The sequence below is a fragment of the Pseudomonas sp. NFIX49 genome (assembly GCF_900115915.1).
Lineage (GTDB): Bacteria > Pseudomonadota > Gammaproteobacteria > Pseudomonadales > Pseudomonadaceae > Aquipseudomonas > Aquipseudomonas pharyngis.
Genome location: NZ_FOYE01000007.1, coordinates 200873 through 226205, shown reverse-complemented (window position 1 = coordinate 226205; position 25333 = coordinate 200873). Strand labels below are relative to the sequence as shown.

At 56.5% G+C, this 25333-nt stretch carries 28 protein-coding genes and 1 pseudogene; 8 read left to right on the top strand and 21 right to left on the bottom strand.

Features of this window, described 5'->3' with window-relative positions; genetic code table 11:
• Positions 1-152: 152 nt before the first annotated feature.
• Positions 153-599, top strand: coding sequence for an anti-virulence regulator CigR family protein (locus tag BMZ46_RS21155; RefSeq protein WP_011333836.1), 447 nt, complete (start codon positions 153-155; stop codon positions 597-599).
• Between the two features lie 79 nt (positions 600-678).
• Here the strand turns inward: BMZ46_RS21155 and BMZ46_RS21150 are convergent, their stop codons facing one another.
• From BMZ46_RS21150 to BMZ46_RS21095, 11 genes are all read right to left on the bottom strand, one after another.
• Positions 679-981 carry a hypothetical protein gene (locus BMZ46_RS21150; RefSeq protein WP_074690831.1) on the bottom strand — a complete coding sequence of 101 codons (303 nt, stop codon included), beginning with the start codon at positions 979-981 and terminating at the stop codon, positions 679-681.
• Positions 982-1119: 138 nt separating this feature from the next.
• On the bottom strand, positions 1120-2172 hold the full coding sequence (locus BMZ46_RS21145) for an NAD(P)/FAD-dependent oxidoreductase (protein WP_074690832.1): 1053 nt from the start codon (positions 2170-2172) through the stop codon (positions 1120-1122).
• 117 nt (positions 2173-2289) lie between these two features.
• Positions 2290-3048: a sulfite exporter TauE/SafE family protein gene (locus tag BMZ46_RS21140; RefSeq protein ID WP_074690833.1), complete on the bottom strand. Its 759-nt coding sequence runs from the start codon at positions 3046-3048 to the stop codon at positions 2290-2292.
• Between the two features lie 250 nt (positions 3049-3298).
• Entirely contained in the window at positions 3299-4489 is a 1191-nt protein-coding gene (locus tag BMZ46_RS21135) for an MFS transporter (RefSeq protein WP_239065548.1), read from the bottom strand.
• Between the two features lie 138 nt (positions 4490-4627).
• Positions 4628-4987 (bottom strand): hypothetical protein, encoded by a 360-nt coding sequence (locus tag BMZ46_RS21130; protein WP_039773174.1) that lies wholly within the window; start codon positions 4985-4987, stop codon positions 4628-4630.
• A gap of 552 nt (positions 4988-5539) precedes the next feature.
• Positions 5540-6172, bottom strand: a complete 633-nt coding sequence (gene yfcF, locus BMZ46_RS21120; RefSeq protein ID WP_074690835.1) for a glutathione transferase — start codon at positions 6170-6172, stop codon at positions 5540-5542.
• Between the two features lie 134 nt (positions 6173-6306).
• Positions 6307-7236 (bottom strand): LysR family transcriptional regulator, encoded by a 930-nt coding sequence (locus BMZ46_RS21115; RefSeq protein WP_074690836.1) that lies wholly within the window; start codon positions 7234-7236, stop codon positions 6307-6309.
• Between the two features lie 36 nt (positions 7237-7272).
• The gene (locus BMZ46_RS21110; RefSeq protein WP_074690837.1) at positions 7273-8247 is read right to left on the bottom strand and encodes a quinone oxidoreductase family protein; all 975 of its coding nucleotides are present in this window, start codon (positions 8245-8247) and stop codon (positions 7273-7275) included.
• A gap of 299 nt (positions 8248-8546) precedes the next feature.
• Positions 8547-8906 carry a DUF6124 family protein gene (locus tag BMZ46_RS21105; protein WP_039773181.1) on the bottom strand — a complete coding sequence of 120 codons (360 nt, stop codon included), beginning with the start codon at positions 8904-8906 and terminating at the stop codon, positions 8547-8549.
• A gap of 356 nt (positions 8907-9262) precedes the next feature.
• The gene (locus BMZ46_RS21100; RefSeq protein WP_064381890.1) at positions 9263-9619 is read right to left on the bottom strand and encodes a DUF7079 family protein; all 357 of its coding nucleotides are present in this window, start codon (positions 9617-9619) and stop codon (positions 9263-9265) included.
• A 221-nt stretch (positions 9620-9840) separates the two neighbouring features.
• Entirely contained in the window at positions 9841-10059 is a 219-nt protein-coding gene (locus BMZ46_RS21095) for a hypothetical protein (protein WP_011333849.1), read from the bottom strand.
• Between the two features lie 371 nt (positions 10060-10430).
• Here BMZ46_RS21095 and BMZ46_RS21090 point away from each other — a divergent pair, with 371 nt between their 5' ends.
• From BMZ46_RS21090 to BMZ46_RS29460, 4 genes are all read left to right on the top strand, one after another.
• Positions 10431-11651 carry an SIR2 family protein gene (locus tag BMZ46_RS21090; RefSeq protein WP_074690838.1) on the top strand — a complete coding sequence of 407 codons (1221 nt, stop codon included), beginning with the start codon at positions 10431-10433 and terminating at the stop codon, positions 11649-11651.
• Positions 11651-13522 carry an ATP-binding protein gene (locus tag BMZ46_RS21085; RefSeq protein ID WP_074690839.1) on the top strand — a complete coding sequence of 624 codons (1872 nt, stop codon included), beginning with the start codon at positions 11651-11653 and terminating at the stop codon, positions 13520-13522. Before BMZ46_RS21090 ends, BMZ46_RS21085 begins: the two co-directional genes overlap by 1 nt.
• Before the next feature lie 9 nt (positions 13523-13531).
• Entirely contained in the window at positions 13532-13741 is a 210-nt protein-coding gene (locus BMZ46_RS21080; RefSeq protein ID WP_074690840.1) for a KTSC domain-containing protein, read from the top strand.
• 544 nt (positions 13742-14285) lie between these two features.
• The gene (locus BMZ46_RS29460) at positions 14286-14669 is read left to right on the top strand and encodes a hypothetical protein (protein ID WP_217634497.1); all 384 of its coding nucleotides are present in this window, start codon (positions 14286-14288) and stop codon (positions 14667-14669) included.
• Positions 14670-14780: 111 nt separating this feature from the next.
• On the opposite strand, the gene phnE is transcribed toward BMZ46_RS29460, so the two are convergent.
• The 5 genes from phnE to BMZ46_RS21050 all read right to left on the bottom strand — a co-directional run bounded on the left by phnE (position 14781) and on the right by BMZ46_RS21050 (position 18960).
• A complete protein-coding gene (phnE, locus tag BMZ46_RS21070) occupies positions 14781-15548 on the bottom strand; it encodes a phosphonate ABC transporter, permease protein PhnE (protein WP_074690842.1) in 768 nt (255 codons plus the stop codon).
• Complete coding sequence (locus BMZ46_RS21065; RefSeq protein ID WP_074690843.1) at positions 15545-16372, bottom strand: PhnE/PtxC family ABC transporter permease; 828 nt, start codon at positions 16370-16372, stop codon at positions 15545-15547. Before BMZ46_RS21065 ends, phnE begins: the two co-directional genes overlap by 4 nt.
• On the bottom strand, positions 16366-17163 hold the full coding sequence (locus BMZ46_RS21060) for a phosphonate ABC transporter ATP-binding protein (protein ID WP_074690844.1): 798 nt from the start codon (positions 17161-17163) through the stop codon (positions 16366-16368). The genes BMZ46_RS21065 and BMZ46_RS21060 overlap by 7 nt, the downstream gene beginning before the upstream one ends.
• Complete coding sequence (locus BMZ46_RS21055) at positions 17160-18011, bottom strand: putative selenate ABC transporter substrate-binding protein (RefSeq protein WP_007955223.1); 852 nt, start codon at positions 18009-18011, stop codon at positions 17160-17162. The genes BMZ46_RS21060 and BMZ46_RS21055 overlap by 4 nt, the downstream gene beginning before the upstream one ends.
• 109 nt (positions 18012-18120) lie before the next feature.
• Positions 18121-18960 carry a type 1 glutamine amidotransferase domain-containing protein gene (locus BMZ46_RS21050; protein ID WP_074690845.1) on the bottom strand — a complete coding sequence of 280 codons (840 nt, stop codon included), beginning with the start codon at positions 18958-18960 and terminating at the stop codon, positions 18121-18123.
• A gap of 101 nt (positions 18961-19061) precedes the next feature.
• Here BMZ46_RS21050 and BMZ46_RS21045 point away from each other — a divergent pair, with 101 nt between their 5' ends.
• Positions 19062-19988 (top strand): LysR family transcriptional regulator, encoded by a 927-nt coding sequence (locus BMZ46_RS21045; RefSeq protein ID WP_074690846.1) that lies wholly within the window; start codon positions 19062-19064, stop codon positions 19986-19988.
• Between the two features lie 8 nt (positions 19989-19996).
• Here the strand turns inward: BMZ46_RS21045 and BMZ46_RS21040 are convergent, their stop codons facing one another.
• Both BMZ46_RS21040 and BMZ46_RS21035 read right to left on the bottom strand, forming a co-directional pair.
• The gene (locus tag BMZ46_RS21040) at positions 19997-20989 is read right to left on the bottom strand and encodes a zinc-binding dehydrogenase (RefSeq protein ID WP_039772129.1); all 993 of its coding nucleotides are present in this window, start codon (positions 20987-20989) and stop codon (positions 19997-19999) included.
• A gap of 116 nt (positions 20990-21105) precedes the next feature.
• A complete protein-coding gene (locus BMZ46_RS21035; RefSeq protein ID WP_011333860.1) occupies positions 21106-22002 on the bottom strand; it encodes a LysR family transcriptional regulator in 897 nt (298 codons plus the stop codon).
• Between the two features lie 164 nt (positions 22003-22166).
• Here BMZ46_RS21035 and BMZ46_RS21030 point away from each other — a divergent pair, with 164 nt between their 5' ends.
• Positions 22167-22916: an SDR family NAD(P)-dependent oxidoreductase gene (locus BMZ46_RS21030; RefSeq protein ID WP_074690847.1), complete on the top strand. Its 750-nt coding sequence runs from the start codon at positions 22167-22169 to the stop codon at positions 22914-22916.
• 11 nt (positions 22917-22927) lie between these two features.
• Here BMZ46_RS21030 and BMZ46_RS21025 read toward each other — a convergent pair whose 3' ends face one another.
• Entirely contained in the window at positions 22928-23599 is a 672-nt protein-coding gene (locus BMZ46_RS21025; protein ID WP_064381884.1) for a paraquat-inducible protein A, read from the bottom strand.
• The gene (locus BMZ46_RS21020; protein ID WP_074690848.1) at positions 23596-24192 is read right to left on the bottom strand and encodes a paraquat-inducible protein A; all 597 of its coding nucleotides are present in this window, start codon (positions 24190-24192) and stop codon (positions 23596-23598) included. The genes BMZ46_RS21025 and BMZ46_RS21020 overlap by 4 nt, the downstream gene beginning before the upstream one ends.
• A gap of 158 nt (positions 24193-24350) precedes the next feature.
• Here BMZ46_RS21020 and BMZ46_RS29595 point away from each other — a divergent pair.
• Positions 24351-24542: pseudogene (locus tag BMZ46_RS29595) on the top strand (hypothetical protein); the annotation flags it as partial.
• Positions 24543-24696: 154 nt separating this feature from the next.
• Here BMZ46_RS29595 and gstA read toward each other — a convergent pair.
• Positions 24697-25311: a glutathione transferase GstA gene (gene gstA, locus BMZ46_RS21010; RefSeq protein WP_074690850.1), complete on the bottom strand. Its 615-nt coding sequence runs from the start codon at positions 25309-25311 to the stop codon at positions 24697-24699.
• Positions 25312-25333: the final 22 nt, after the last annotated feature.

Genomic DNA, 25333 nt, shown 5'->3' with positions numbered 1-25333 from the left:
AACGAACGCTCAGTCGTGTCCATTCGTATGTTTCTGAGGCTCACGGTTTCCAGATGCGTCGCCGCGTGACCGCGATGACAGGGCCATCTCTCCATGCCTGTAAAAAAAACTGACTAGAATCCAAACACACCTATTCATTCAAGGAACGACCCATGTCCGGTTTACGCACGTTGATTGCGACCACGACCTGTATTGCGCTGTTGAGCACTTCGGTGTCAGCGCTGGCCGATCCTGGCAACGGAAAGGGGCAGGGCAAAGGTAACCCGCATAACAGCCAGGATCATGGCAATCAGGGGAAAAAAGGCGGGGGCGGTTATCAGGGGCACGGCCCGAGTATCGATCGCGGCGGGGTGATCGGGATTGTGGACGGCTATCGCGGCTACTGGACCCCGGGCCCGGCGTTGCCGCCCGGCATTCAGAAGAACCTGGCGCGGGGCAAACCGCTGCCGCCCGGGATAGCTAAGAAACTCGATGGTCGACTGGTCGGCAGACTGCCGCACTACGACGGCTATGAATGGCAGCAGGTCGGCACCGATCTGATCCTGGTCGCGCTGGCTACAGGGCTGATTTATGAAGTGCTGAATGGCGCCTTTGATTGAAAAATAGATCTGTCCCCATATGAAAAAGCCCGGCGGATAAGGCCGGGCTTTCGTCGGGTACTGCGGTAAAACCCAGCATTCAGGCGTTACGACTTTCGATCAGACGGTCAGAACCACCTTCGGCAACTGCATCACTGAACAGCGGATCGGTTTCAGTCGCGGCAACGGCGTCACTGAACAGCGGATCAGTTTCGGTCGCAGCTACGGCATCGCTGAACAGTGGGTCGGTTTGAGTCGCAGCGGCAACAGCATCGCTGAACAGTGGGTCGGTTTGAGTCGCAGCGGCAACAGCATCGCTGAACAGTGGATCGGTTTCAGTCGCCGCAAAAGCATTCAGGGCGAAGAGCGAAAAGGCGATGCCGAGGATTGTCTGGCGTTTCATGGTTCTGTACTCCGTGTGCAGTGGGTTGGTATGGAGCAGATCCTACGCTTTCGATTTGATATGAGAACTTCATTGAATTAATGGTTGTTATTGATGCGGTCAATGGGAGTGCTCGGCCCGGCCACCGCGGGCTTGTTCTTACGTCTTGAAAAAACGGTCAGGCCGGCATGGCGCCAGGGCAGGTGAAATCTGATCGTCGATCAGCTCGTCACTGACCAGGCGGCCTGCGACTGCCGCGAGTGTGACGCCAGGGTGCATCGTACAAACGTACATTGCGCCGATCCCGGGCAGATAACCGATGATGGGCACGCCGTCCGCAGGCATGGGCCTGAGCCCGATACACGCCAATTCTGGCTCAATGGAAATGATACCCGCCAACTCGTTGCGGATGGCCGCCGCGGTTCGTTGCGCTATGGCTTGCGGGCGGTTCTCCAGGGAGTTGTCCAGATAGTCTTCCGCCGCCAGCAAGATCCCTTGCGAATCCTGTCTGACTTCCATCTCAGGACTGGAGATCAGGGTATTCACCCGATCGGGTTGCATCCTGTAGCGGATGAAAACAGCGGGCGAGGCCTCGATCGGAAGGGATAGGTTCAGAGTTTCAGTCAGTTGCCTGATGGCCGTTCCTGCGGCCAATACGACCACGTCAGCTTCGATGGCACCGGTTGCGGTTTCGACGCCAGTCACCGTTGCATCGCGGAGGGTAAAACCCTGCACTTGGGTATGCACCAGTACCATCGCTCCAAGAGCCTGAGCACCGGCGATCAACGCATGGGTGGCTTGCACGGCGTCCAATGCGCCTTCCTGTGGATTGTAAAAGGCTTGTCGAGGGGGATTTTTGAGGTTCGGCTCAAGGTCGAGAATTTGTGCTTGAGTGAGCAGGTTGGCTGACGCTTCCAGGTCTGTGCCGGGCGGATAACTCAGGGCGCCCGTCCAATGAATCTTCACGTCCGGCAGTTCCGCTTCGAGCCGGTGATACTCCTGGATTGCCGCAGCGCGCAGTTGCGCAATGGGATCGGGCCCACTGTGCGACGTGTTGATCCACGCAAACGAGCGCCCGGTCACGCCACTCGCGACCTCACCGGCCTCGATCACAGTGACCTGCGCACCTTTGCAAGCCAGGTGATAAGCGACGGACGCACCCACGATGCCGGCACCGATGACAATCACACGCCTTGCACTCTCTGTTTTCAAATCAACCTCCAGGTTGTCGATTCGCAATGGTATGAAGCCTATTTCATCCGTCCAGCATTCGGATCAATCGGTTGCCGTGCCTGCGTTCAAATAACCCCGGCCCGGCCTGAACTTCGTTCAGGCCATGTATCCCCCGACTCCATCCCACAACAACTTCAACGCCGTGACCACCAGCAAGCCATAACAGGCGCGGTACATCTGACGCTGGTCCAGTCTGGCGTGCAGCCGCCAGCCCAGCCAGACGCCGCAGGGTACAGCGAGCAAGCTGACGAGCATCAGTGTCAGCACGTTGCCGGTAGGTTTGGCCAGCAGCAGCCATGGCACTGCCTTGAGAAGATTGCCCACGGTGAAAAACAGGCTGGTCGTTCCGGCATACATCTGCTTGCTCAGCCCCAGCGGCAGCAGATAGATCGCCAGTGGCGGCCCGCCGGAATGCGCCACCATCGTCGTGATACCCGAAGTAATGCCGGCAGCCACGGCTTTGGGTGAGGAGCGCGGCCGCACTCGGACTTCTCCGCCCGCTTTGAACCACAAACCGACAAACAACAGCGTGATCGCCGCCATGACGATGGCGATGGCGCGGTGGTCCAGTACCCGGAAAAGCAAATAGCCGGCGCCGATGCCGACGATCAAACCTGGTACCAACAACTTCAGGTCGGGTTTTGACCAGGTGGAAGGCTTCCAGTAGCGCAGGCTGAACAGATCCATGGCGACGAACAATGGCGCCAGCAGCCCGCCAGCCGTGATCGGGTCCATCACCAGCGACAACAGCGGAATTCCGACAATCGCAAAGCCGCCACCAAACGCGCCCTTCATGAAGCAGATCAGGAACACGCCGGCGAAGGTGACGAGGAGGGTGGTGAAGGTCAGATCCACGGCGTGTGCTCACTTCATTTCGGGCGGGGAGTGGCCTTAATTTCGCTCAAGGTCTGCAGGATGAACAGTTACAGTTTCGAGGCCGATCCACGGACCAGTTGCCAACTGGATCGAATGTGGGCCTTGGGCAAAGTTCGGTTTGGGGAGATAGGGGCATATGCGGCTTGAAGACATCCTGACCGAAGACCTTTACGTGGTGTTCTGCGGAATCAATCCGGGTTTATTGGCGGCAGCGGGTATCCGGCATCCATCACTTTGCAACCGAAACCATGATCGACTCCAGTCCGGGATGGTTATTTTTATAAAAAAGTTCGGAGTCTGCCGCATCTTCAAGGAAAAACCAGATGGACTTCGAAAGTGCTGCATGAAACAAGACAAACAGGAAAATTGCGCAGTAAACCAATAGCAAACCATGGGTGCCGAACTGCATCATCGTTGTTCCCATCATCATATAAGAGGCCGAATTTGCGAGTTGGCCGACAATAAGTGTGGCGGCCATTAATCTGATACGAACTCCAGACGGCACCGAGACAGTTCTCTTATCCATCCCAATCAGTGAAAGCGAGGCACTGGAAGCTCCTGCAATAAAGAGGCATGGAGCCAGTTGCCAGACTTCGACAGAGAGAGCCGCTGTGACGAGGGAGGCGGTTAATAAAGTCCAGAGTCCAATATATTTGTTTCGCTGGTTGTGTCTTCTGGCAACAAGCGGGCTCAAAAATAACAGGCCACCGATTGCGCCTCCCGCAAATATGGCGTTGAACAGGCCGACACTGCTTTCAGCGAGATTATGGGTGTGAATTTGAATTGGAACCAGCATGGGTACTGTGGCAGTAACAGCCAGGCTCAACATGAAACCAGCAACAGTCAGGAATCTTTCAGGTGGAAGAATTAATTTAAGTCTAATTCCCAAAAACATTTCCCGAACTCGTTGTGCCGGCGATTTTATCTGTGTCGAGTCGGATTTGACGCTGTGCGGCAATACGAACGCTAACCCCATTGCGAACACACCCACAATGGCTGCAAAGAGAAGTGAGGCTTGTGGGGAAGACAATCCAATGACAACGCCCGCCAGGAGCGGGCCAATAACGCGACTTATGGTTACGATGATGCGCCGGATGCGAAAGGCATGTTCTATTCGAACTTTTTCTACGGTTTCAGCTGGATAAACACCGAAAAGAGATTGAACGACGCCGAAAGCCGCGACCGCAAGGATGTCAATTATCAGCAGAGCCTCTATCGAATACGAAGCGGAAACAGACACGTAGCGCAGGATGCCGGTCAACGCAATGGCGATACAACCCGCTCTTAGAGCGGTGCTGCGTCGCATGACTTCGACGCGGGACGCCAAAAACAGTATGGAAATGACGGCGGCAAGGGCCAGCCCCGTTTCATAGGTTGCCAGCTCCAACAAGTTTCCACGCTGAACGATAATAAGGGGCACGGTTGCATTCCAACAGCCGAGATATATCCATATTAAAGCTTCAAGGCAAAGATACTTTCTAAATATGCTCAAGCCATATGTCCTTTAATTGCACGAGATCTGCAAGGGTTATCCATCTTGCAGATCTCATGCGTCAGGCTAACCTGCTACGAAGTGCTTGACGTTAAAACTTTCCGCACTAACGCCAAATTTCGAAAACAAGTGTCCATGCATCTGGTTCTTGTAGATGTCTCGGTTTTTGTCGAAGTATTCGCGGTCATACCACCTCACTCCGAAAAACATAGTCAGTCCTTTGACGACAGTCATCATTTGCCAGTCATAAAGAACCGATTCCAGCGGGCGTGCAGCCAGCTTTTTATCAGATTCTTTGACGGCGATGATACACCGGTCAAGTTCATCCTTGCTGGAAAAGACAACCTCGCAGTTGGTTAATGCAACAACAGGCTTGTCAATTTCACGCTCTCCACTAATGACCACTTCGCATTTCTGAGATTCCATTCTATCTCTCCAATTTGTCGTTGGTTGCGCATGTATTAATATGCTTGCGACTTGGCAAAAGGCAATGCGATCCCTGTGTAGAGTTTCCAGCCATGACTGCATGCCGATATCGTACAAAGCGGATGAACAGTATTAGACAGTATTCTCCTTGTCAAATGAATGGTGGGGTAAATGGCTGAGGAAAATATTTTATACTTATGATTAATAGTTATATCCAAGTGAAAGAAAGCCTTGTTGTAACAAACTGATCAGAATGTGGGGGGGCGTGCATTGGTATTTAAATATCAATCCTGTGCAGACCAGAATTTCGGTATTGGCAAGCTATGGTTGTGCAAAGCGAACTTCATCTGGCGTTCAGCGCAATCATGTAAGCGCTGAACATGTCCGCCATCCCCTCGGCGCGGGCGGTGATTTCCGCGTCGGTGCGCGGGCTGAGTGAGAAATCCTTCCCGAACTGAGCGTGGCGAGAAAAGGGGACAGAAAAGGGGACGCAAGAGAAAAGGGGACGGATTTATTTTCTGAAAAGTAAATCTGTCCCCATTTTTAGTACCGCTAAATTCGAGGTCGTTCCAGCTTAATCCACTCTTGTACCGTCGGGCGCTGCCATTGGCGTTGAGCGTAATCCTCCAGTTGAGCCGGCACCGTGTCCCCGTTGAGTATCAATCGGTTCAGCATCAAGGCGAGATCAACGTCGGCGATCGACCATTCACCAAAAAGGTAATCCGGATTGTCGGTCAGCAGCCATTGAGCGACCTCAACCAACTTTTGCCTGGCAGCCTCAGCCGACGCTGACAACGGTCCGTATTTCTGTCCATAGAACACGACAAGGGTAGAGCGCTCCTGTCGGATCGGGAGCAGATCACTGCGTAGCCACGCTTGAACTTGTCTCGCCGCAGCGCGTTTTTGTGGGTTCTGGGGGTAAACAGGTGTCTGGGGGAACACATCTTCCAGGTATTCGGTGATCGCCGATGACTCCGACAACGCAAAGTCGCCATGCACGAGGGTGGGGACTCTCTGAGTCAGCGAAAGACGGGCGTAATCGCTGGCTTGATTCTCCAGTTTGTCCAGATCCAAGGTGCTTATTTCGAATTCGATTCCCTTTTCTCGAAGGGCCACAAAGCACGACATTGCGTAGGGACTGGTGAATTGAGCATCGACGTAAAGGCGCAGGCTTGAGTCATTCATAGCGTCATCTCCATATGCAGAATGGCCACGCTAAAAGATTGAGCGCTTTAAATAAAATTCATGTTTTTTATGGGGGCATTCCCATCAGGAATGGGCAAAAAGGGCCGACACGATTTCCCATCACGGTTTGCAAATCAGCGGGCAAGCGTCACCCAAGGCGCACCTTCAGCAAACGCCCCCTCGATCCAGTCCTTGAACGCCGTAGTCGTCGCCGTGTTGAACCGCGCCGAAGGCCGCACCAGATAAACCCCCGTGTCCGCATCCAGTTGCCACTCGGGCAGCACCCGCACCAGACGCCCCTCGCGCAGGTCTTTGGTCATCAGCCAGTCGCCGCCGGCCAAAATCCCCACGCCCATGCGCGCGGCACACAGCTGCGCTTCGTTGTCGTTGCTGACCAGTCGGCTGCGGATTTTCAGAGTGTATTTCTCGTCGCCTCGGGTCAGCCGCCACTCGGGATATGAATGCAACCCGGTAAACCCCAGGCAATGATGATCGGCAAGATCCGCCGGCGTTTTCGGCTCGCCGTGCTGTTGAAGGTAGGAGGGCGCGGCACACAGGATTCGGCGGTGATCGCAGAGTTTCTTCGCCACCAGCCGATTGTCCGCCAGCTCGCCGATGCGGATCGCCGCGTCGAAACCCTCGGCGACGATATCGACAAAGCGCTCGGCATATTCCACCTCCAGCGCGACGTTCGGATGGGCCAAGGCAAACGCCGAAACGATATCGCCCAGCCACAGCCGACCCATGGCGGCCGGCAGGGCGATGCGCAAACGCCCGCGAACTTCGGCGGCGCCTTCGCGCGCATCCTGTTCCGCTTCGGCGATCAGGCTGACCGCATGCCCGAACCGCGCCACCAGCCGTTGCCCCTCATCGGTGAAACGCAATTGCCGGGTGGTGCGCTCGATCAGCCGCACCCCCAGCCGCGACTCCAGCGCGCTGAGCCGTTTCGACAGCACCGAGGGATGGCGCTGCAACGTCCGGCCTGCCGCCGCAAACGAGCCGTGCTCGGCCAGGGCCAGCAGGGTGGCGACTTCATCGGCCTGACGGCTATCGAACAGATCCATGCAACGACAACCCTCGTGGATGACCCGAAAAAAGACTCAAGGCACCAGCACAACCGCCCCCGGCAAACCGCCCCGGTGCAGATCGGCATGGGCCCGGGCGGCGTCCGCCAGCGGATAACGACGCCCGACATTGGGCCGGATGATACCGGCGTCAATCGCTTGCAACACGTCCTTTGCGCGCTGCTGGTATTCCTCCGGCGTGGCGGTGTGGGCGGCGAGGGACGGTCGGGTCAGGAACAGCGAACCCTTGGCATTCAAGGTGCTGATCTCGACCGGCGCCGGCGCCCCCGACGCCATGCCGAACGACACCAGCAACCCGCGCGGGCGCAGGCGATTCAACGACGCCTCGAAAGACACCCGACCAATCGGGTCGTACACCACATCCACTTTCTTGCCCTGGGTGAGGTCGGCCACCGCGTCGGCCAGCGTCGCCGCATCGAACACCAACACCTCATCACAACCCGCCAACCGGGCCCGCTCGACACTCTCGGCGCTGGACACAACGCCAATAACAAACGCCCCCAAATGCTTCGCCCACGGCACCATGATCTGCCCCAGCGCACCGGCCGCGCCGTAGATCAGCACCGTCGAACCCGGCCCGACCGGGTAAGTGGACTTGAGCAAATACTGCGCGGTAACGCCCTTCAACAGCACCGCCGCCGCGTCCTCGAAACTCAGGCTGTCGGGGATTTTCACCAGCCGATTGGCCGGGTAGAGGCGGGAGCTGGCATAGGCGCCGACAGGGCCCGTGGCATAAGCGACGCGGTCGCCGACGGCCACGTTCGTCACATCGGCCCCCACCGCCACGACCCGCCCGGCGCCTTCAAGCCCCAATCCGGAGGGCAACGCCAACGGCGCGGCACCGGAACGTTGGCTCAAATCGAGCGGGTTGACGCCAATGGCGAACTGCTCAAGCCAGACCTCGCCGGGGCCGGGTGTTTGCGCGGTGGATTGCTCCAGCTGAATGACTTGAGGCTCACCGGTTTGATGGATGGCGGCGGTGGTGATCATGTTGAACGCTCCCTTACGTTGATCGTGGGGAAGAGTCTAAAGGTCGGCGTGGGGAGCACTAGTCGGGGTGGCTGCAGTTCATATGTGCATTCGATGCAGTAATTGGATCAACGCCCCGTGGTTCGATTTACTGAAACGCAAACAGCCCGGGCCGACGCCTTCGTCGTTGACGAGGGTGTCGGCCCGGGCTGTTATGCATTCCATAACCTCTTGAGCCGCGCTTTTTCCTGCAGCAGCGGGAGACTCAACGAATCGCGCTATAGAAGCCGCCGCGAACGGCTCCTACAGCCATCGCCTGGTTACGCGACCTCGACGTGATCCAGCGCCTGATTCACCGCCAGCTCGGCGATCATCACGATCTGCGTAATACCGATCGCCGTCTTGCGATGCGACGGATCAAGCGTAGCCGCGAAATTGCTGAGCATCTCACTGGCCGCCCCCAGGTTTTCGCTGGCGTTGGCCAGCAGGCATTCAGTGTTGAATTTCGGATTGGCCAGGTACATCCGCTCGGGCTCGTTCAAGGACGACATGATCCCGGCGGCGGGGAAGAGGTAGTGATCCAGCGCACGCTCGGCGGCGTCGTGGAGTTTTTTGGAGTTGGGGGATTCGTAGGGGGAGGTGGGGTCGGTTTCGGGTGGGTTGGGTGTTGGTTTGATCATGATGTATCTCCTTGTGTCGTCATCAGGAGCCATCACCCACACGCTACCAAACGTTGGGTGGTGGCCATACGCAGGTTGGTAGACCGGGACACAAGGAGACCGGCGCGTCCGAAGACGCCCTGTGCATGGCCACCATAAAACCGGGGCGATTGACCGCCGCGATGGTGAGCTCTGCATCTTGTGTTTGTCTCGGGCTACCAAACCCGATCACTGTTTTTCAGTGACCCGGAAACGATAAAACCCGCGCTGTAGACACACAAGCCGGCGGATTCTGGCGTAGTCGTAGGCAATGACGCAAGGCGTTGTAGCCTTGGGGAAGTTACGGCGGGTTGCTTTAAACGGGCTTGTTTAAGCGCTCAAAGCCTGGAGGAAATCTCCTTCCAGATGTAGCCGTAGTTGTATTGAAGCCAGCGAACCAACGCCTTATCAAACTGCCTGCGAAACCAGTTACGTTTTCTCGCAGCGAGCCTTTCTTCTATTGAGGCTCTGAGCGAGTCAGGATCGAAGCCTGTCCAGATAGTGGGCAAGACAGCTGCAAGATTGGTGAAACACACGGGCGCCACTTCGGAATACAGGATTTTGTACAGCACGTCCGGATCGACACCTTCGACCTCACGCGCGATGTAGTCGTAATCGGTCGGGAAATCGTTGAAAGGCCAGGAGAGTGCAGCTCTGACGTCGGTCAGTTGCGGCTCAGTCAGAAGATGTCCCAAAACCAAAACTCCTTGAGTTCGCCACTCAGTGGATGAGGACAAGAGACGGGGATATTTCTTGAAAGATAGTACTGGGCTTTATTGGCAGAAAGGGAAGGCGGGAATTTCAGGATTTCGGAAAATGCGGGATTTTTGCGAGCCATTCGCGGTGGGCGAGAACGCTTGGCACGGAACCAAGCGTTCAGGGTAGGGCGGGGCACTTACGACCCCACCCTGATGTTTCAGTTTTTGCTGGCGTTCAGCTTGCGCAGTTCTTCGTAGGTCGCCGACTGGACGAACCAGAAGCCGGAAATGATGCACCAGCAAAGGGTGCCTGCCACGAAGATACCCAGCGCCGGCAAGAACCCACTGGTGAAAATCGCGACGATAGCGACCAGCCAGATGAATGCCAGGGAGAGATACAGGACGGTGTTGTTGACGCTGATGACGAAGTCTTTCACGAGGGCATATTCCTTGCGGGATGTAGAAAAAATTCCCCCTCTCCGGGGGGAGGCGCAAGCATGCTATCACAGTGCCTTCATTGGCCAAGAGAAGGGGCTCATCTTGTGAAAATAAATTCGTCCCCTATTTTCTCCGTCCCCTATTTTCTCGTGTTGTTGCGACTGACACGCTGCTGCTGAAGGGCTCAAAAACCGTTCCCCGTTCATACATGTCACTGACATGGCATTTCGCTATAAAAGCGCTAGTATCAACGCAAGCTAACCTGCAGGGTTCAGTCACCGCACGCAGGGAAACATCAGGCGGGATGCCATGTTAAGCCCCTCTGATTTGGGAATAATTGAAGTATTTATTTCAGAGAGGTAATGGTTGAATGGAAGGAGTTCATGATCCTGTTAGACACTTAAAATATCTTCGTCAATCCTTGTCGCAAGATAATGAGTCCATTGGCTTCTTTCTATCAGCAGGCTGTCCTCTATCAGTTAGTATGCCGACTGATGAATGGCCATTAATTCCTGATGTGGCGAATCTTACAAGATTTATTAATGACCATCTTACTGGTGACGCTCATTATCAAGTTCTCTTGGCTGAATTGGTTAAGGCAGAAAGGAACTCCGAAAATATAGAGGATATTTTAAGCTTTTTAAGAAGCCTTTCGGCTGTGTCAAAGGGCGGAGATGTCAGAGGCTTGAGCGAGGAGGCGTTATTAGAATTAGAGAGGAAAGTTTGCAAAATTATTGTTAAAAAAATTGATGTGTTACTTCCAAATCAAGATACGCCATATCATCAATTGTGTAAGTGGATTCGCTCCATTGACAGAAAAACTCCCGTCGAGATTTTTACCACGAATTACGATTTGTTGATGGAGCAGTCTCTGGAAGATCTGGAGATTGAGTATTTTGACGGATTCGTGGGTGCCCGGAGATCTTTTTTTGATTTGAGGGCGTTGGAGGATAATCTAATACCAATTCACTGGACTAGACTTTGGAAGATTCACGGGTCAATTAATTGGTATAAAGTGGATGCGGCTAATCAAAAAAAGGTCTATCGATCTTCGGAGATTAAAGAGGACGCATCTCACTTGATATATCCTTCGCATTTGAAGTATGAAGAAAGTCGGAAGATGCCCTATCTTGCGCTAATTGATCAGCTAAATCGTTTTATTCGGAAAAAATCGTCATTGCTAATTATGTCTGGCTATTCATTTAATGACGGTCATTTAAATGACGCCATAGTAAATGCTCTAAAAGCTAATCCTACTGCGATGGTCCTTGCTCTGATGTATGGGGATTTTGAGGAGTCGCTTTCTGCCACGGAGCAGAAAGAACGATATCCAGAAGCGTATCGCCTAGCAAAAAATCAGCATAATCTAAATGTCTGGACCTTCAATAAAGCGATCATAGGCACTAACATAGGTCGGTGGGCTTTGTTTCCCGAAAGTGATGATTCTGATGTTGATATAAAAGCGTTTGTTACGTCTTCTACATCTGGTGATGAATCAGGTCGAACAGTAAGCTCTGTCAAGTTGGGTGATTTTTCTGTATTTACAAGCTTCCTCAAAAGAATAATTGGTTCGGCTCAAGGAGGCAGTTAATGGCTAGTAAGGAAACATATCTGGGTGACGTTCAAGATGTGAATGGGACGGCGGTTAGTATTTCCTTATCCAAACAGTCTCTTACAGGTTTTATATACATAGATGGTCAAGGATATAGAGTTGGGCAAATCGGAAGCTTTGTGAGGATACCTATAGGGTTTTCCGATTTGTTCGGAATTGTTAGCCAGGTTGGCGCTAGTGCTGTTCCGGAGAGCAAGACGAATAGCGACGCTCAAAGTAATCGTTGGATGAGAATTCAACTTGTCGGAGAGGGGCAGCGCAACGGGTCATTCCAAAGAGGTTTGTCGCAATATCCTACTATTGGAGATGAAGTTCATTTAGTTTCGGAAAAGGAACTAAAGGCAATTTATGGTCGGCCTGAAAAGCCTTATTTTGTAAAGCTCGGACATGTTTCAAATGCAGAGTCAATTCCTGCTCTTATAGATATAAATAAGCTTATTACCCGGCATTCTGCTGTCGTGGGTACTACGGGGTCAGGAAAATCAACAACTATAGCAAGCATTATGAATGCCTTGTCCGATAATTCAAAATATCCGTCCGCCCGAATTATTATGCTCGATTTGCATGGAGAATATGGGTCAGCTCTAAGTGATAAGGCTGACATTTTTAAGATAAGCTCAATCAAGTCATCTAAAACTAAAGAGAACGAACTGCAAATTCCATTTTGGGCATTGAATTTTGACGAGCTCTGCGAGATAAGTTTTGGTGAGTTTAGCAACGAAAAAGAAAAAAATATTGTTATGGAGAGAGTCCATAAGTTGAAGGTGGATTCGGTTGCGAAGCACCCTAAGGCTGGTGCTTCTTTGGACTCAATAAGTGTGGATTCCCCCATACCTTTTAGTATTCATCATCTTTGGTATGAGCTTTTTGTCGAAACATTTGCAACGTACTACAAAGGGCGCCCAGGTAAACCGATGGATAATCTCGCCTACGAGCTTGATGCTAAAGGGAACGAATTAAAGGGGAATCCTTCAATAGGTATTCCACCAATATTCAAAAATGTTGTTAACGAGGCTGGCGAGGAAAAAATAAATTATCTGCCGAGTTCGCTGAATATCGGTAAAAACGTTTTGCTGCTTGGCACAAAACTTCGAATCCCTAGGTATGATTTTATATTTCGCCCGGGTGATTGGATGCCTGAGGAGGATGGTCGTGTGACGAGCGACTTGGATAAGCTTCTTGAAAGTTGGATTGGTGGAAAGGCTGTTTCAATTTTGGATTTGTCTGGTGTTCCTCCAGATATTTTGCAAACTACTATAGGTGCCGTGCTTAGGATATTATATGAAGCTCTTTTCTGGGCGAGAAACTTATCTCAGGGTGGCAGGCATCGACCATTGTTAATTGTTATGGAAGAGGCTCATATATATCTAAATGATAGCGCCAAGGGTATGGCTTCAAAAATTGTACAGCGAATTGTAAAGGAAGGGCGAAAGTATGGCATTGGGGCAATGATAGTGAGCCAACGTCCATCAGAAATTGATCCTACAGTTCTTTCTCAATGTGGAACTTTTTTTGCCCTCCGGCTAGCCAATTCAACAGATCGCGCGCACATCACCTCGGCGCTGTCTGATAATTTAGATGGATTAACTAGCATGCTTCCAATTTTGAGGACCGGAGAAGCTATCATTTTAGGTGAAGCGGTAAAGCTTCCTATGAGAACGTCTATTCAAGCACCTCCAAAGAATCGAAGACCTGATAGTCAAGATCCTGTTGTATACGACGAGTTGCCAATGGATGAATCGCTTGCTCCGGGTGGCTGGGGGATAAAGATGGAGGATAGTCCTAACTATGAAGAATTGGTAGAGACGTGGCGTGCTCAAAATCCAAGAATTGAAAAAGTAAAACCATAGGGGAAAGTTATGGAACGAGTTTCTGTGTCATCTTCGAACGTAGAATCAGTGGGCTATGATGAAGAAAGTGAGACTTTAGAGGTAGAGTTTAAGAATGGCACGCTCTATCAGTATTTTGATGTGCCGAAAAGTATCTTCATTGGTTTGATAGGTGCCGATTCAGTTGGGGGGTATCTTGCCGAAAATGTTAAAGGCGTTTTCAGATATTCCCGAGCCTGAAGAGAACCCGAAAATAAAAGAAAGAGGGGCGAATTTTCTATTCGAAGCAAGATAAATCAGCCCCTCTGCTTATATTTCGGTGCAGTTGAGGATTCAATAATTTTATAGTTATGTGGCTTGAAATCTCAAAAAATTGGAGGGTTGCAGAGTTGTAAATAAGTATAAGTGCTTGGTAGATTGCTAAATTTTTATCAAGTAAAGGTGCAAGGTTCTGGAATGTGGATTTGTTTTGTTATTCTAATTAATTCTATAGTCGAAAAATATGAGTATATGTAGTCGATGTGGTAATTCAATAGACTTTCGATATGTAAACGGTAGATGCATACCGATACATTCACAGGGCGGATGTATCCATCCAGGTAATTCGAAGGTTTTTGACTATTCAGGTTATACGATTAGTTCAGAAAGCAATTGCTTTTGTACGAGCTGTCCAGTATGTAAAGGGGAAGTTTACTTCATTCGGCACAATGGTGGTTCAGTCTGGATTGATCCTCCACTAGGACCTCCATGGTTTAAGCATGCATGTTTCGAGCCTGATGCAAGCGTGCAGAACGCTCTGTTCTCCATTGGTGAAGGTCAGTTCAGTCCTGTTGGTGATGAGATTATAGGTGTCGTCAAAGCTTGCAATGTTGATGGGTTAAAAACTTATACCAATATAACAATTGAGACGGGGAGGTCGAAGTCTATCAATTTGAGAATAAAAAATAATGCGGGTTTTCTCTTGGGCAAGTTGTGTGTATATGAGCCTGCTTTTGGTCGCATATGGCCACTGGATGAGCCATCGTACGTGTTTGGTACTGATAAGTGGGTTAATAGAAAGATGAAGGTTCTGGCAAAGAAGGATTTGGTTGTCTGTTTGAAGTGTAAGAAGAAAGTGAAGGAGCAAGATTTGAAGCGGCATATGATAAAAGTGCATGGGTACTTTTGATGATTTTTTATTCGTATGGTTTTTTGGATTTTTTCGTCACCAATTGCTTCATTTTCAATAGGCAAAACCTCTTTTGTTACGTAGGGGCAGTTCAAAGGGAAATGGAAATATTTAGGCCTTAACCCACCGCCCCCGACCCCAACCACTCAACCAATCCACCCCCCACACTAAAATCAGCATAGCCAAAATCACCGTCCCCGCCTGCGCCTCCTGAAACAAACTCAAGCTCACATACAGCATCTGTCCCAACCCCCCAGCCCCGACAAACCCCAGCACGCTGGCCATCCGGATATTGTTCTCCCACCGATACAAACAGTACGCCAGCAACTGCGGCGCCAGGTTCGGCAGCGTGCCGTAGCAGAACGCCAAAACCGGATTGCCCCCTTGCAACCGAATCGCATCCGCCGGTTCCGGCGGCGTGTTCTCCAGCGCCTCGGCAAACAACCGCCCCAACACGCCCGTGGTGTGCAGGGCCAGTGCCAGTGTCCCGGCATTCGGCCCAAGCCCAGCCGCCAGCACCATCAAAGCAGCCCACACTAATTCGGGTATGGCGCGCAGTGCGTTGAGCACCAGGCGCGCGGCACTCTGAAAAAACCAGCCAAATCGGCCAGCGGCGGGGAGCGCCAATAACAAGCCCAGCACAGCGGCGAGGAGGGTGCCGAGGGCCGACATGGCAAGGGTTTCCATCGACCCGCGCAGGATGGCGCTCAGGTAGTCGCCGCTCAGGTCGGGGCTGAGGAAACGTGCCACATACAAGCCCATCTGTTTCAGGCTGGTAGCGCTGCCGAGTTCTTCAAGATCAAGGCCCAGGTAGGTAAACGAGGCGATAACGGCCGCAACAATGGCGAGAATCAGCACCGAGTTGATCAGGCGTTTCATGCCAGCCTCCAGCGCAGTAGGCGGCTGAGTTGGTCGGCGCCGAGGACGAGGAGGAGGAAGGTGAGGAGCATGCTGGCGACTTCGCCGCCGGCGAACATGCGGATCGAGAGGTCGATCTGTTGGCCGAGGCCGCCGGCGCCGACGAAGCCCATGACCACCGAGGCGCGGATGGCGCATTCCCAGCGGTAGACGGTGTAGGAGAGCAGTTCCGCCGCGACGTTGGGCAGCACGCCGTAGGCGAAGCTGGAGAGGCGGCCGCTGCCGGCCTGGAGCAGGGCGTGGGCCGGGCGTTGGTCGGTGGATTCGTAGATTTCGGCGTAGACCTTGCCGAGCATGCCGCTGTAGGTGATCGCGATGGCCAGCACGCCCGCCGCCGGGCCGAGGCCGACGGCGCGCACGAACAGCAGCGCCCAGACGATTTCCGGCACGCTGCGCAGGAAGATCAGCAATCCGCGCACTGGCCATCGCAGCAGGCGGCCCAACAGGCTCGGGCGGCCGCTGCGGGAGGCGGCGGTCAGCGACAAAGCGCGGCTGGCGAGCAGGCTGGCCGGCACGGCCAACAGCAGGGCCAGGGCCATGCCGGCGGTGGCGATGGCCAGGGTTTGCAGGGTGGCTTTGAGCAGTAATTGCAGAAACTCGCGGTCATGGGCCGGAGGCCAGAACATCGACACGAAGCGGCCCATTTCGCTCTGGCTGTCGGCATGAAATAGCACGCCCAGATCCAGCTCGCTGAGCTGAATGCCGGGCCAGAGCAAGGCAATCGCCAGTCCGGTCAGCAGCAACCGTGGCAGTGCGGCGGGGTCGCGGGTGTCGGCGCTCAGCATCGCGGAATCTGCACAATCAGTGGGGTAACGGCGGGCGCCGGGGATTGCAGTTGTTCGTTGGCGTAGAGGGTGTCGAGCATGTCGCGGCTGACTTGCGCGGACGGGCAGTCGAACAGGATCTGCCCCTCGCGCAGACCGACGATGCGCGGGAAGTGCGCCAGCGCCAGTTCCACCGCGTGCAGGCTCGCCACCAGCGTGACGTTGTGCTCGCGGGCATGGCGCGACAGGATCGACAGCGTGTGCCCGGCCAGCACCGGGTCCATCGCCGAGACCGGCTCATCCGCCAGCAACACCTCCGGCGCCTGATACAGCACGCGGGCAATGCCGACCCGCTGCAATTGCCCGCCGGACAGTTGCTGGCACTGGCTGAAGAGTTTGTCGGCCAGATCCAGTTTTGCCAGGGCGGCGCGGGCGCCGGGCACGTCGAGCGGGTGCAGCAGGTTGATCAGGCTTTTGCCCAGGCACCATTGCCCGAGTTTGCCGGCCAGCACCGCCGTCACCACCCGTTGCCGGGGCGGCAGCGGTGGCGCCTGATGCACCAGACCGATGCGCGCACGCAGGCGTTGCCGTTGGCGGGCGGACAAATGCCAGGCGCGCTCGCCCAGCACTTCGATGTCGCCGCTGCTGGGCCGAATGGCGGTCGCCAGCAGGTTCAGCAGGCTGGATTTGCCGGCGCCGGACGGGCCGATGATCGCCACCTGCTCGCCGGCCTCGATCTGCAAATCCAAGCCGCGCAGGGCTTCCACGCCATTGGTGTGGTGCAGAAAAGCCTGTTTGAGGCGCAGCGTCATTTCAGCAAGTCGGCGGCGCGGGCGGCTTCCTCGATGCCTTTGTAATTGTCCGGGCTGGTTTCGATGAAGCGACTGGCGGCTTGCAGGTCGAGGATTTTCTTGTGCTCGGGGTTGGCCGGGTCGAGGTCGAGGAAGGCTTTTTTGATCTTCGCCGCCAGCGCCGGGTCGAGGGTGCCGCGCACGGTCCAGTTGTAATCGAAGTAGGCCGGGGTGGTGGCGAAGACCTTGACCTTGTTGGTGTCGACCTTGCCGGCGTCCACCAGTTTCTGCCAGACGCTGGCGTTTAGCACACCGGCGTCGACCTTGCCGGCCTGCACCCAGGCGACGGTGGCGTCGTGGGCGCCGGAGTAGCCGACGCGGCTGAAATAGCTTTCCGGTTTGATGCCGTCCTTGAGCATGAAATAGCGCGGCATCAGGCTGCCGGAGGTGGATGACACGGAGCCAAAGGCGAAGGTCTTGCCCTTGAGGTCGGCGAGGCTTTTGACGTTCGGGTCGGCAGTGATGAATTTGCTGGTGAACTGCGCGTCTTGCTCACGTTGCACCAGCGGAATGGCGTTGCCGGTTTTCAGCCGCGCCTGAACGAAGGTGAAACCGCCGAGCCACGCCAGATCGAGGCGGTCAGTAGCCAGCGCTTCAACCACCGCCGGGTAATCCGCCACGGGGACGAACTGCACGTCCATGCCCAATTGCTGTTGCAGGTACTTGCCCAGCGGCTCGAACTTGCGCAGCAGCTCGGTCGGGGCTTCATCGGGAATCGCGCTGACCTTCAACACCTCCGCGGCTTGCGCCAGCACGGCGGACAGGGACAGGGCCAGACCAGCGGTCAGTGCCAGGGTTCGCTTGAGCATGGAATTCTCCGTTTCGTGGGCATCAAGGTCGATGCACCCGTCGATGGGCAATCATCGTCGGGTGCAACGTCAGGTTAGACGAAACGGTGAAAGTGCGAGGGCGCCGAGATCACTTCAAGCGGTCAACGAGGGTCTTGCCCACGGCCAGGGCCGACGCCGGGTTCTGTCCGGTGACCAGTTCGCGATCAACCACTACGTGGCTGGCCCACGGCGCCGTGTTACTGCTGAAAACACCGCCAGCCTTTTCCAGCGCCGTCTGCGGATAGAACTTCATCGCGCCGCCGTTCAACAGGCCTTTGGCGATTTCTTCTTCCTGATTGCTGATGACCGTGAACTTATAGCCAGCATACGTCCAGTTGTTTGCCGTCGTGGCTTTGCCGGTTTCCAGTCGGCGGGTGAATGCGGTTGGATCCGTCAGGGTCGACAGCAGTGCAATCGGGCCGTGGCACACCAGCGCTGTGGTTTTGCCTGTTTGATGGAAGTTGTTCAGCAGTTTGCCCAGCGCCTGGCTGTGCAGCAGATCCTGCATCGGTGCGTGGCCACCCGGAATGTAGACGGCATCGAAATGCTCGTAACCGACTTGCTCGACCCGCGACAGGCTGATGACCGGCGATTCACCGGGCGAGGTGATCTTCAGTTGTTCCAGCAGCGCCTTGTGGGTCTGCAAGGCTGCCACGTCATTGTTGAAATACATCTTGTCGTCGGAGGAGCGATCCAGCGTCGGCGCCTTGCCGGTCGGGGTGGCGAAGGTCACGGTGTGGCCGGCATCGAGCAGCAGCTTGACCGGTTGCATCAGTTCGTTGAGATAGAAACCGGTGCTGAAGACCTTGCCGTCCTTCAGATCGAGATGATCGGAGTCCGACAGCACCACCAGCACATTGGCCGCCTGGGCGTTCAACGCGGCAACGGAGAGAGACAGGGCGAAAGCAAGACGTGTGATTGAGCGCATGGCGATTCCAGAAGATGAAGGAAAGTGTGGCTCACTGTATTGATGCTCATCGCGGCGATAAACTCGCACCACAGCAAAGCATTTGTTCTCTGGAGATCAAGATGAGTCGCCGATTCGATTATCTGGCCGACGTCGAAGTGTTCGTCACGGTGGTGGAAAAGGGGTCGCTGAGCGCCGGTGCAGTGTTTCTCGCAACCACGCCGTCGGTGGTCAGCCGGGCGATTTCGCGGCTGGAGGCGCGCCTGGGTGTGCAGTTGCTGCGGCGCACCACGCGGCGCCTGAGTCTGACCGATGCCGGGGTGTTGTACCTGGAGCAGTCGCGGGCGGCATTCGGCCTGATCGACGACGCCGAGCGCACGATTCAGGGACAGGACGGCGAACTCAGCGGCCGCGTGCGCCTCAGCGTGCCGACCACTTACGGCCACTATCGTTTGCCGGCCATGCTCGCCCGTTTCACCCGGCAGCATCCGCAAGTGCGCGTTGAGTTGAGCATCAGCAATCGCAACGTCGATCTGGTGGCCGAAGGCTTCGACCTGGCTATTCGGCTGGGCGCGTTGCCGGACAGCGGGCTGATCGGGCGCAAGCTGGAAGACGCGGATTTATGTGTGGTGGCCGCGCCGGATTATCTGCGACGGGCCGGAACACCGCAGCGCGTCGACGATTTGCAGCGGCATGCGTGCCTGCCATTCGTGATGCCCAGCACTGGCCGTGTTGGACCGTGGCTGTTCCGTGAGCAGGGCGAAGACCGCGAATGGTTGCCCAGCGCCAATATTCAGGTGTCCGACGATGTGTTGGGGATTGTGTCGCTGGCGGAGCAGGGGCTGGGCATCTGCCAGACCTATGACTTCATCGTCCGCGAACGGATCGAAAGCGGGCGACTGGTGCGCCTGCTTGAACAGTCGGGCGGGCGCTCCCGACCGTTCTCGGTGATCTACCCGCCGCACCGGCAGCTGTCGGCTTCGGCGCGGGCGCTGATTGATTGTCTGACCCGAGAGGTCAGTCAAGGCATTGGGGAAGGCCTCGACTGACGCGATTTTCAAACGACGGGCAGACGCGTCACCCATTTCCCGCCACCTGCGCCGTCCTTCAGGGCGCGCAAGGCCTGGGGCAATTCATCGAAGTTGAACATCTGCAGCGCCGGGCCGATCAGGCTGCCGTCCAGCAGGGCTTGCAGCAACTGCTCGCCGTTGCGGCGCAAGGTCTGGCGATCGTGCAGGCTGGCGTGGACGTGGAAGCTGTTCAATGCCACTTCATGCAGCGAAATCGCGCTGGTGAACGCCGGCAGCGGCGCGCTTTCCTGACGATCCTGAATGCACACCAGATGGCCGTTGTAGCCCAGCAGGTCGGCCATTTTCGCCGCGTGAGCGCCGCTGACCGTGTCGAATACGGCGTGCAAACGACGTTCGCCGAGGCTGGCTGCGAGTGCGCTTTGCCAGTCCGGTTCGCGGTAATCGAATACGCCGACTGCGCCCAGGGCCTTGAGCTTTTCATGATGTGCGCCGGACGCGGTCGCCCAGACCCGCCATCCGCGTTGTACCGCCAGTTGCACCAGCAGCAGGCCGACCGCGCCGCCGGCGCCGATCACCAGCACATCGGCCGCGCCATTCGCGGGGACTTTTTCCACGGCTTGCCACGCGGTCAAACCGGGGCAGGGCAGTGACGCCGCCGCGGCATCATCGAGCGCGGCGGGCACCGACAGCACGGTGGCGGCGTCGAGCAGGCAGTACTCGGCGAAGCTGCCATCGCTCGCCAGTGATTGGTGATACGCCACGCGACTGCCGGGTTGCAGTGTCACGTCGGCGCCGGCTGCGACCACCACGCCCATGCCGTCGACACCCGGCACACGGCCGGTGCTCCAGGCGGGATGGCCCCACTCGATGATCTTCCAGTCCACCGGGTTCAAGGCGATGGCGCGGTTGGCCACCAGCACTTGCCCGGGGCCGGGTTGCCCGAGGGGTTTACGGGTCAGTGTCAGGCCATCCAGCCCTTGGCCGGACGTCCAGGCCCAGGCAGCGTAATCGGTTTGCATTGTGCGGTTTCCCATGACTGTCAATGGCCGCCAGTATCGGTGGCAACGGGCATGAGAAGAACCGGCTCTGGGTCAAAGGTGTTTTGCGTAAAAGTCAGCAATGCTCCCGCAGCACTTCAATCGACCTGCGCAAACCGCTCCACCAGCCAATCAATGAACACCCGCACCCGATTGCTCAAATGCCGGTTCGGCGGATACAGCACATGAAACGGATACGCTGGCGGCCGCCAATCCTCGAGGATCGGCACCAGTTCGCCGCGCTCGATGGCGGTCCTGACCGTGTAGCTGAAGGTGTGGATGATGCCCAGTCCGGCGAGCCCGGCCGCCAGGTGCGCGTTGCTCTCGTTGACGCTGATCAGGCCTTTGCCTTCGATCTGATGGCGTTCGCCGTTGCGCTGGAAGTTCGACGGCAGGATGCGCCCGGTGGAGGCCGAGCGGTAGGCGATCAGTTGATGGCTGGCCAGGTCGAGCGGGTGGCTCGGGGTGCCGTGGCGTTGCAGATAGTCGGGCGTGGCGCAGGTGGTCCAGGACACTTCGCCGAGGCGGCGCACGGCCAGGGTTTGTTCGGTCAGCGGGCCGCCGCGAATCACGCAGTCGACGCGTTCGCTGATCAAGTCTACCGGGCGGTCGCTGACGCCCAGATCAACCTGGATGTCCGGATAGCGTTCGAAGAACTTCGGCAGCTCGGGGATCACCAGCATCGTCGCGGTCGAGCCGCCGATGTCCACGCGAATTTTGCCGCGCGGCAGCCCCTGGGCCTGGCTGAAGCCTTGATCGATGTCGTCCAGTTGATGCAGCAGTTGTTGTGTCAACTGGTAATAAGAGGCGCCGTCGGCCGTCACGGTGAGGCGGCGGGTGGTGCGTTGCAGCAGGCGTACGCCGAGGTGGTTTTCCAGTTGGCCGATCAGTTTGCTGACCGTGGTTTTCGGCAGGTTCAGCGAGTCGGCGGCTTTGGTGAAAGAACCGCTTTCCACGACGCGGGCGAAGGTGCGGATCGCCATTAACTGATTCATCGATTCGGGCTCGGTGGGGTAGATGCGGTTGAGTATTGTGCATGTCTGTGCACAAAAAAAACCGATTTTGCGGATTTTTCAATTCAATCGATCGGCCTAAAGTCGCTTCCAACGGCTCACCTACGACCCGTCACTTACCTCGAAACGGTTACTGGAGATTCATCATGAGCAACAGACTTGAAGGCAAAATCGCACTGATCACTGGCGGCACCACCGGCATCGGCCTGGCCTCGGCGCAGGAATTCGTCGCCCAGGGCGCCACCGTATTCATCACCGGCCGCCGTCAGGCCGAACTGGACAACGCGGTCGCCGCCATCGGCCCACGGGCCATCGGCATCCAGGGCGATGTGGCGAAGCTGGAGGATCTGGATCGCATCTACAGCGAGATTTCCGCCAAGGCCGGGCACCTCGACATCCTGTTCGCCAACGCCGGCGGCGGGGACATGCTGCCGCTGGGCGCGATCACCGAAGAGCACTTCGACCGGATTTTCGACGCCAACGTGAAGGGCACGCTGTTTACCGTGCAGAAGGCCTTGCCGCTGCTGCGCGATGGCGCCTCGATTCTGCTGACCTCGTCGACCACCTCGGTGCAGGGCACGGAGAACTTCAGCGTCTACAGCGCGAGCAAAGCGGCGGTGCGCAACTTCGCTCGGTCATGGTTGCTGGACTTGAAACCACGGCGCATCCGCGTCAACGCCATCAGCCCTGGCCCGGTGCGTACGCCAGGTCTGGCAGGGCTGGTGCCGGCGGAACACACCCAGGGGCTGTTCGATCAACTGGCGTCTATCGTGCCGATCGGGCGTCTGGGCGAGCCGAGCGAGATTGCCAAGGCTGCACTGTTCCTGGCCTCGGATGACAGCAGCTTCGTCAACGGCATCGAGTTGTTCGTTGACGGCGGTACTGCGCAGATCTGATCCGATCTGATTTAAACCGCTTGATGCCCCGGCACTTGTTCAGTCGAGTGCCGGGGTTTTTCCGTTTCTTCGTCCGGCGCGTTATCCCAGATCAGGCGCGGGTCGAAACTCATGGCCGAGAGCATGGTGAACACGACCACCAGGCCGAAAAACAGAATCCCTACGCGCGGCTCGATATCCCCCAGCGCCTGAAACTTCACCAGCGCCGCCACCAGCGCAACCACCAGCACATCGAGCATCGACCAATAACCGATCAGCTCGACGAAGCGGTACAGCTTCGAACGCTCCTTGCGCGCCCAGTGGCTGTCCCGTTGCACGGTGACCAGCAGCAAGGTCAGCGCCACGAATTTCACCCCCGGCACGGCGATGCTGGCGACGAAGATGATGACGGCGATGTCCCACGCACCGTGTTCCCAGAACTCCAGCACGCCGCTCATGATGGTGCTGTCGGCGCCGCTGCCGAGCAGGGTGGTGTTCATCACCGGCAGCAGATTGGCCGGCACGTAAAACGCCAGCGCGGCGAACATGTAGGCCCAGGTGCGGGTCAGCGAGTTGGTCTTGCGCCGGTGCAGCGGCGCGTCGCAGCGCGGGCATTGGTGCGGTTCGCCGGTCATGTCGCAGGCCAGTCCGCAGCTGTGGCACAGGCACAGGTTGAGTTCGCTGGCAGTCGGTGGCCGTTTCATAGGATGTCCCACAGTTCACGCACGTCGCGCCCGGCGATGCGGATCAGCAACAGGCTGAGCACGGCCAGGGCAAACAGGCCGATGCCGGGAATGACGTCGAGCATGCCCGCCAGTTTGAACACCGCGACCATGGCACCGAGCAGGCAGACTTCGAGCATGCTCCACGGCCGCAGCGTTTCGAGCCAGCGCATGCACAGCTTGAACCCCGGCGAGCGGCGCGAAGCGAGGGCGAAGCTCAGGACCCAGATCAACAGCACCAACTGGAAGGCCGGGGCGATGATGATCGAGATCGCCGCGACCATCGCCATGAAGGTGATCGGCCCCTGACTCAGGGCCAACACTGAATCCCAGAGGGTCGCGCTGTTTTTCAGGCCCTTCATGCTGATGCTCATCACCGGGTAGAAATTGGCGAACAGCCACAGCATCGCCGCGGTGAAGCTCAGGGCCAGCCGTTGCTCCACGCTCAGGTTGTTGTAGCGCTGGAGCACGGCGCCGCAACGCACGCAGAGGGTCTTCTGGTGTTTGGCCAGCGCGACTTTTTCGTACACGCAGTCGCAATGCTCGCAGATGATCAGTTGATCGGTGCTGGCCATGGGGCGCTCGACGGGAGGAGGGCTTGAACCCTCTTCACTATAGAAGCGCTGGGGCATTCGGCAACCGGGGTGCCATTCGTCCAATACCGGGCACTAAGCACCACTCACTCGTTTCACACCTTCAGGTACGAACATTGCGAAGCAGAACGGAGAACCCCATGGATATTGATGAAAATGCACCCGGTAACCAGTCACAGCAGGCTGTGACCCGCACGACCGACAACGAAACCGGCCATGATCCGCGCAAAGACGAGTCGCCAGTCCCCTTGCCGCCGGACGATGAAGCGCCACTGGAAGAAGACATGAGCGATGTGGCGGCCAACAATTCGGTGGGTTCTGAGCATCCGCAGGACGGCAACGGCTCGGGAAACGCCGACGCCAACCCGCAGAGCACCGCCAGGGATGATGAGGACCGAGAAGCGCGGGGCCTGCCGGCGAGCGATCCGGAGTCGGGCGCCTGACTGCGCGCCGGCCCATTTGAGGGCGTTCGCGCAATCGGTCGCGTCAGAGCACCGGTTGCGTGGCTTCCTCTGCCGCGATGGCCGCCCGCACACTGGGCCGCTCGGCGATGCGCGATATGTAGCTCGCCAGCGCTGGCCAGTCTTCGATGGCGATACTGAATGTCGGCAACCACTTCAGCACCGTGAACAGATAGGCATCCGCTACGCCGAAGGCCTGCATCAGAAACGGCTGGGTGGCGAGGATGCGGTTCAGGTAATCCAGTCGCTTGAACAGTTTGTGTTTGAAGATGGTTTTGGTGGTTTCCGGAATTTCGCTGCTGAACAACGGCGCGCTGCCGCCATGAATTTCCGAGCTGATGAAGTTCAGGTACTCCTGCAAACGCGAGCGCTCCCAGCTGCCATTGGCCGGGGCCAGCGCATGACCGGGCACGAGGTCGGCGAGGTACTGCAGAATCGCCGGCCCTTCGGTCAGCACTTCACCGTTGTCCAGCATCAGCGCGGCCACGTAACCCTTGGGATTGATCTGGCGAAAGTCCCGGCCGTCGGCGGTTTGCTTGGTCTGGTTGTTGACCCGGATCAGCTCGAACGGCAGCTCCAGTTCGCGCAATACGATGTGCGGCGCCAATGAACAGGTCATGGGGGCGAAGTACAGTTTCATGGGATCTCCTTATAGATGGAGG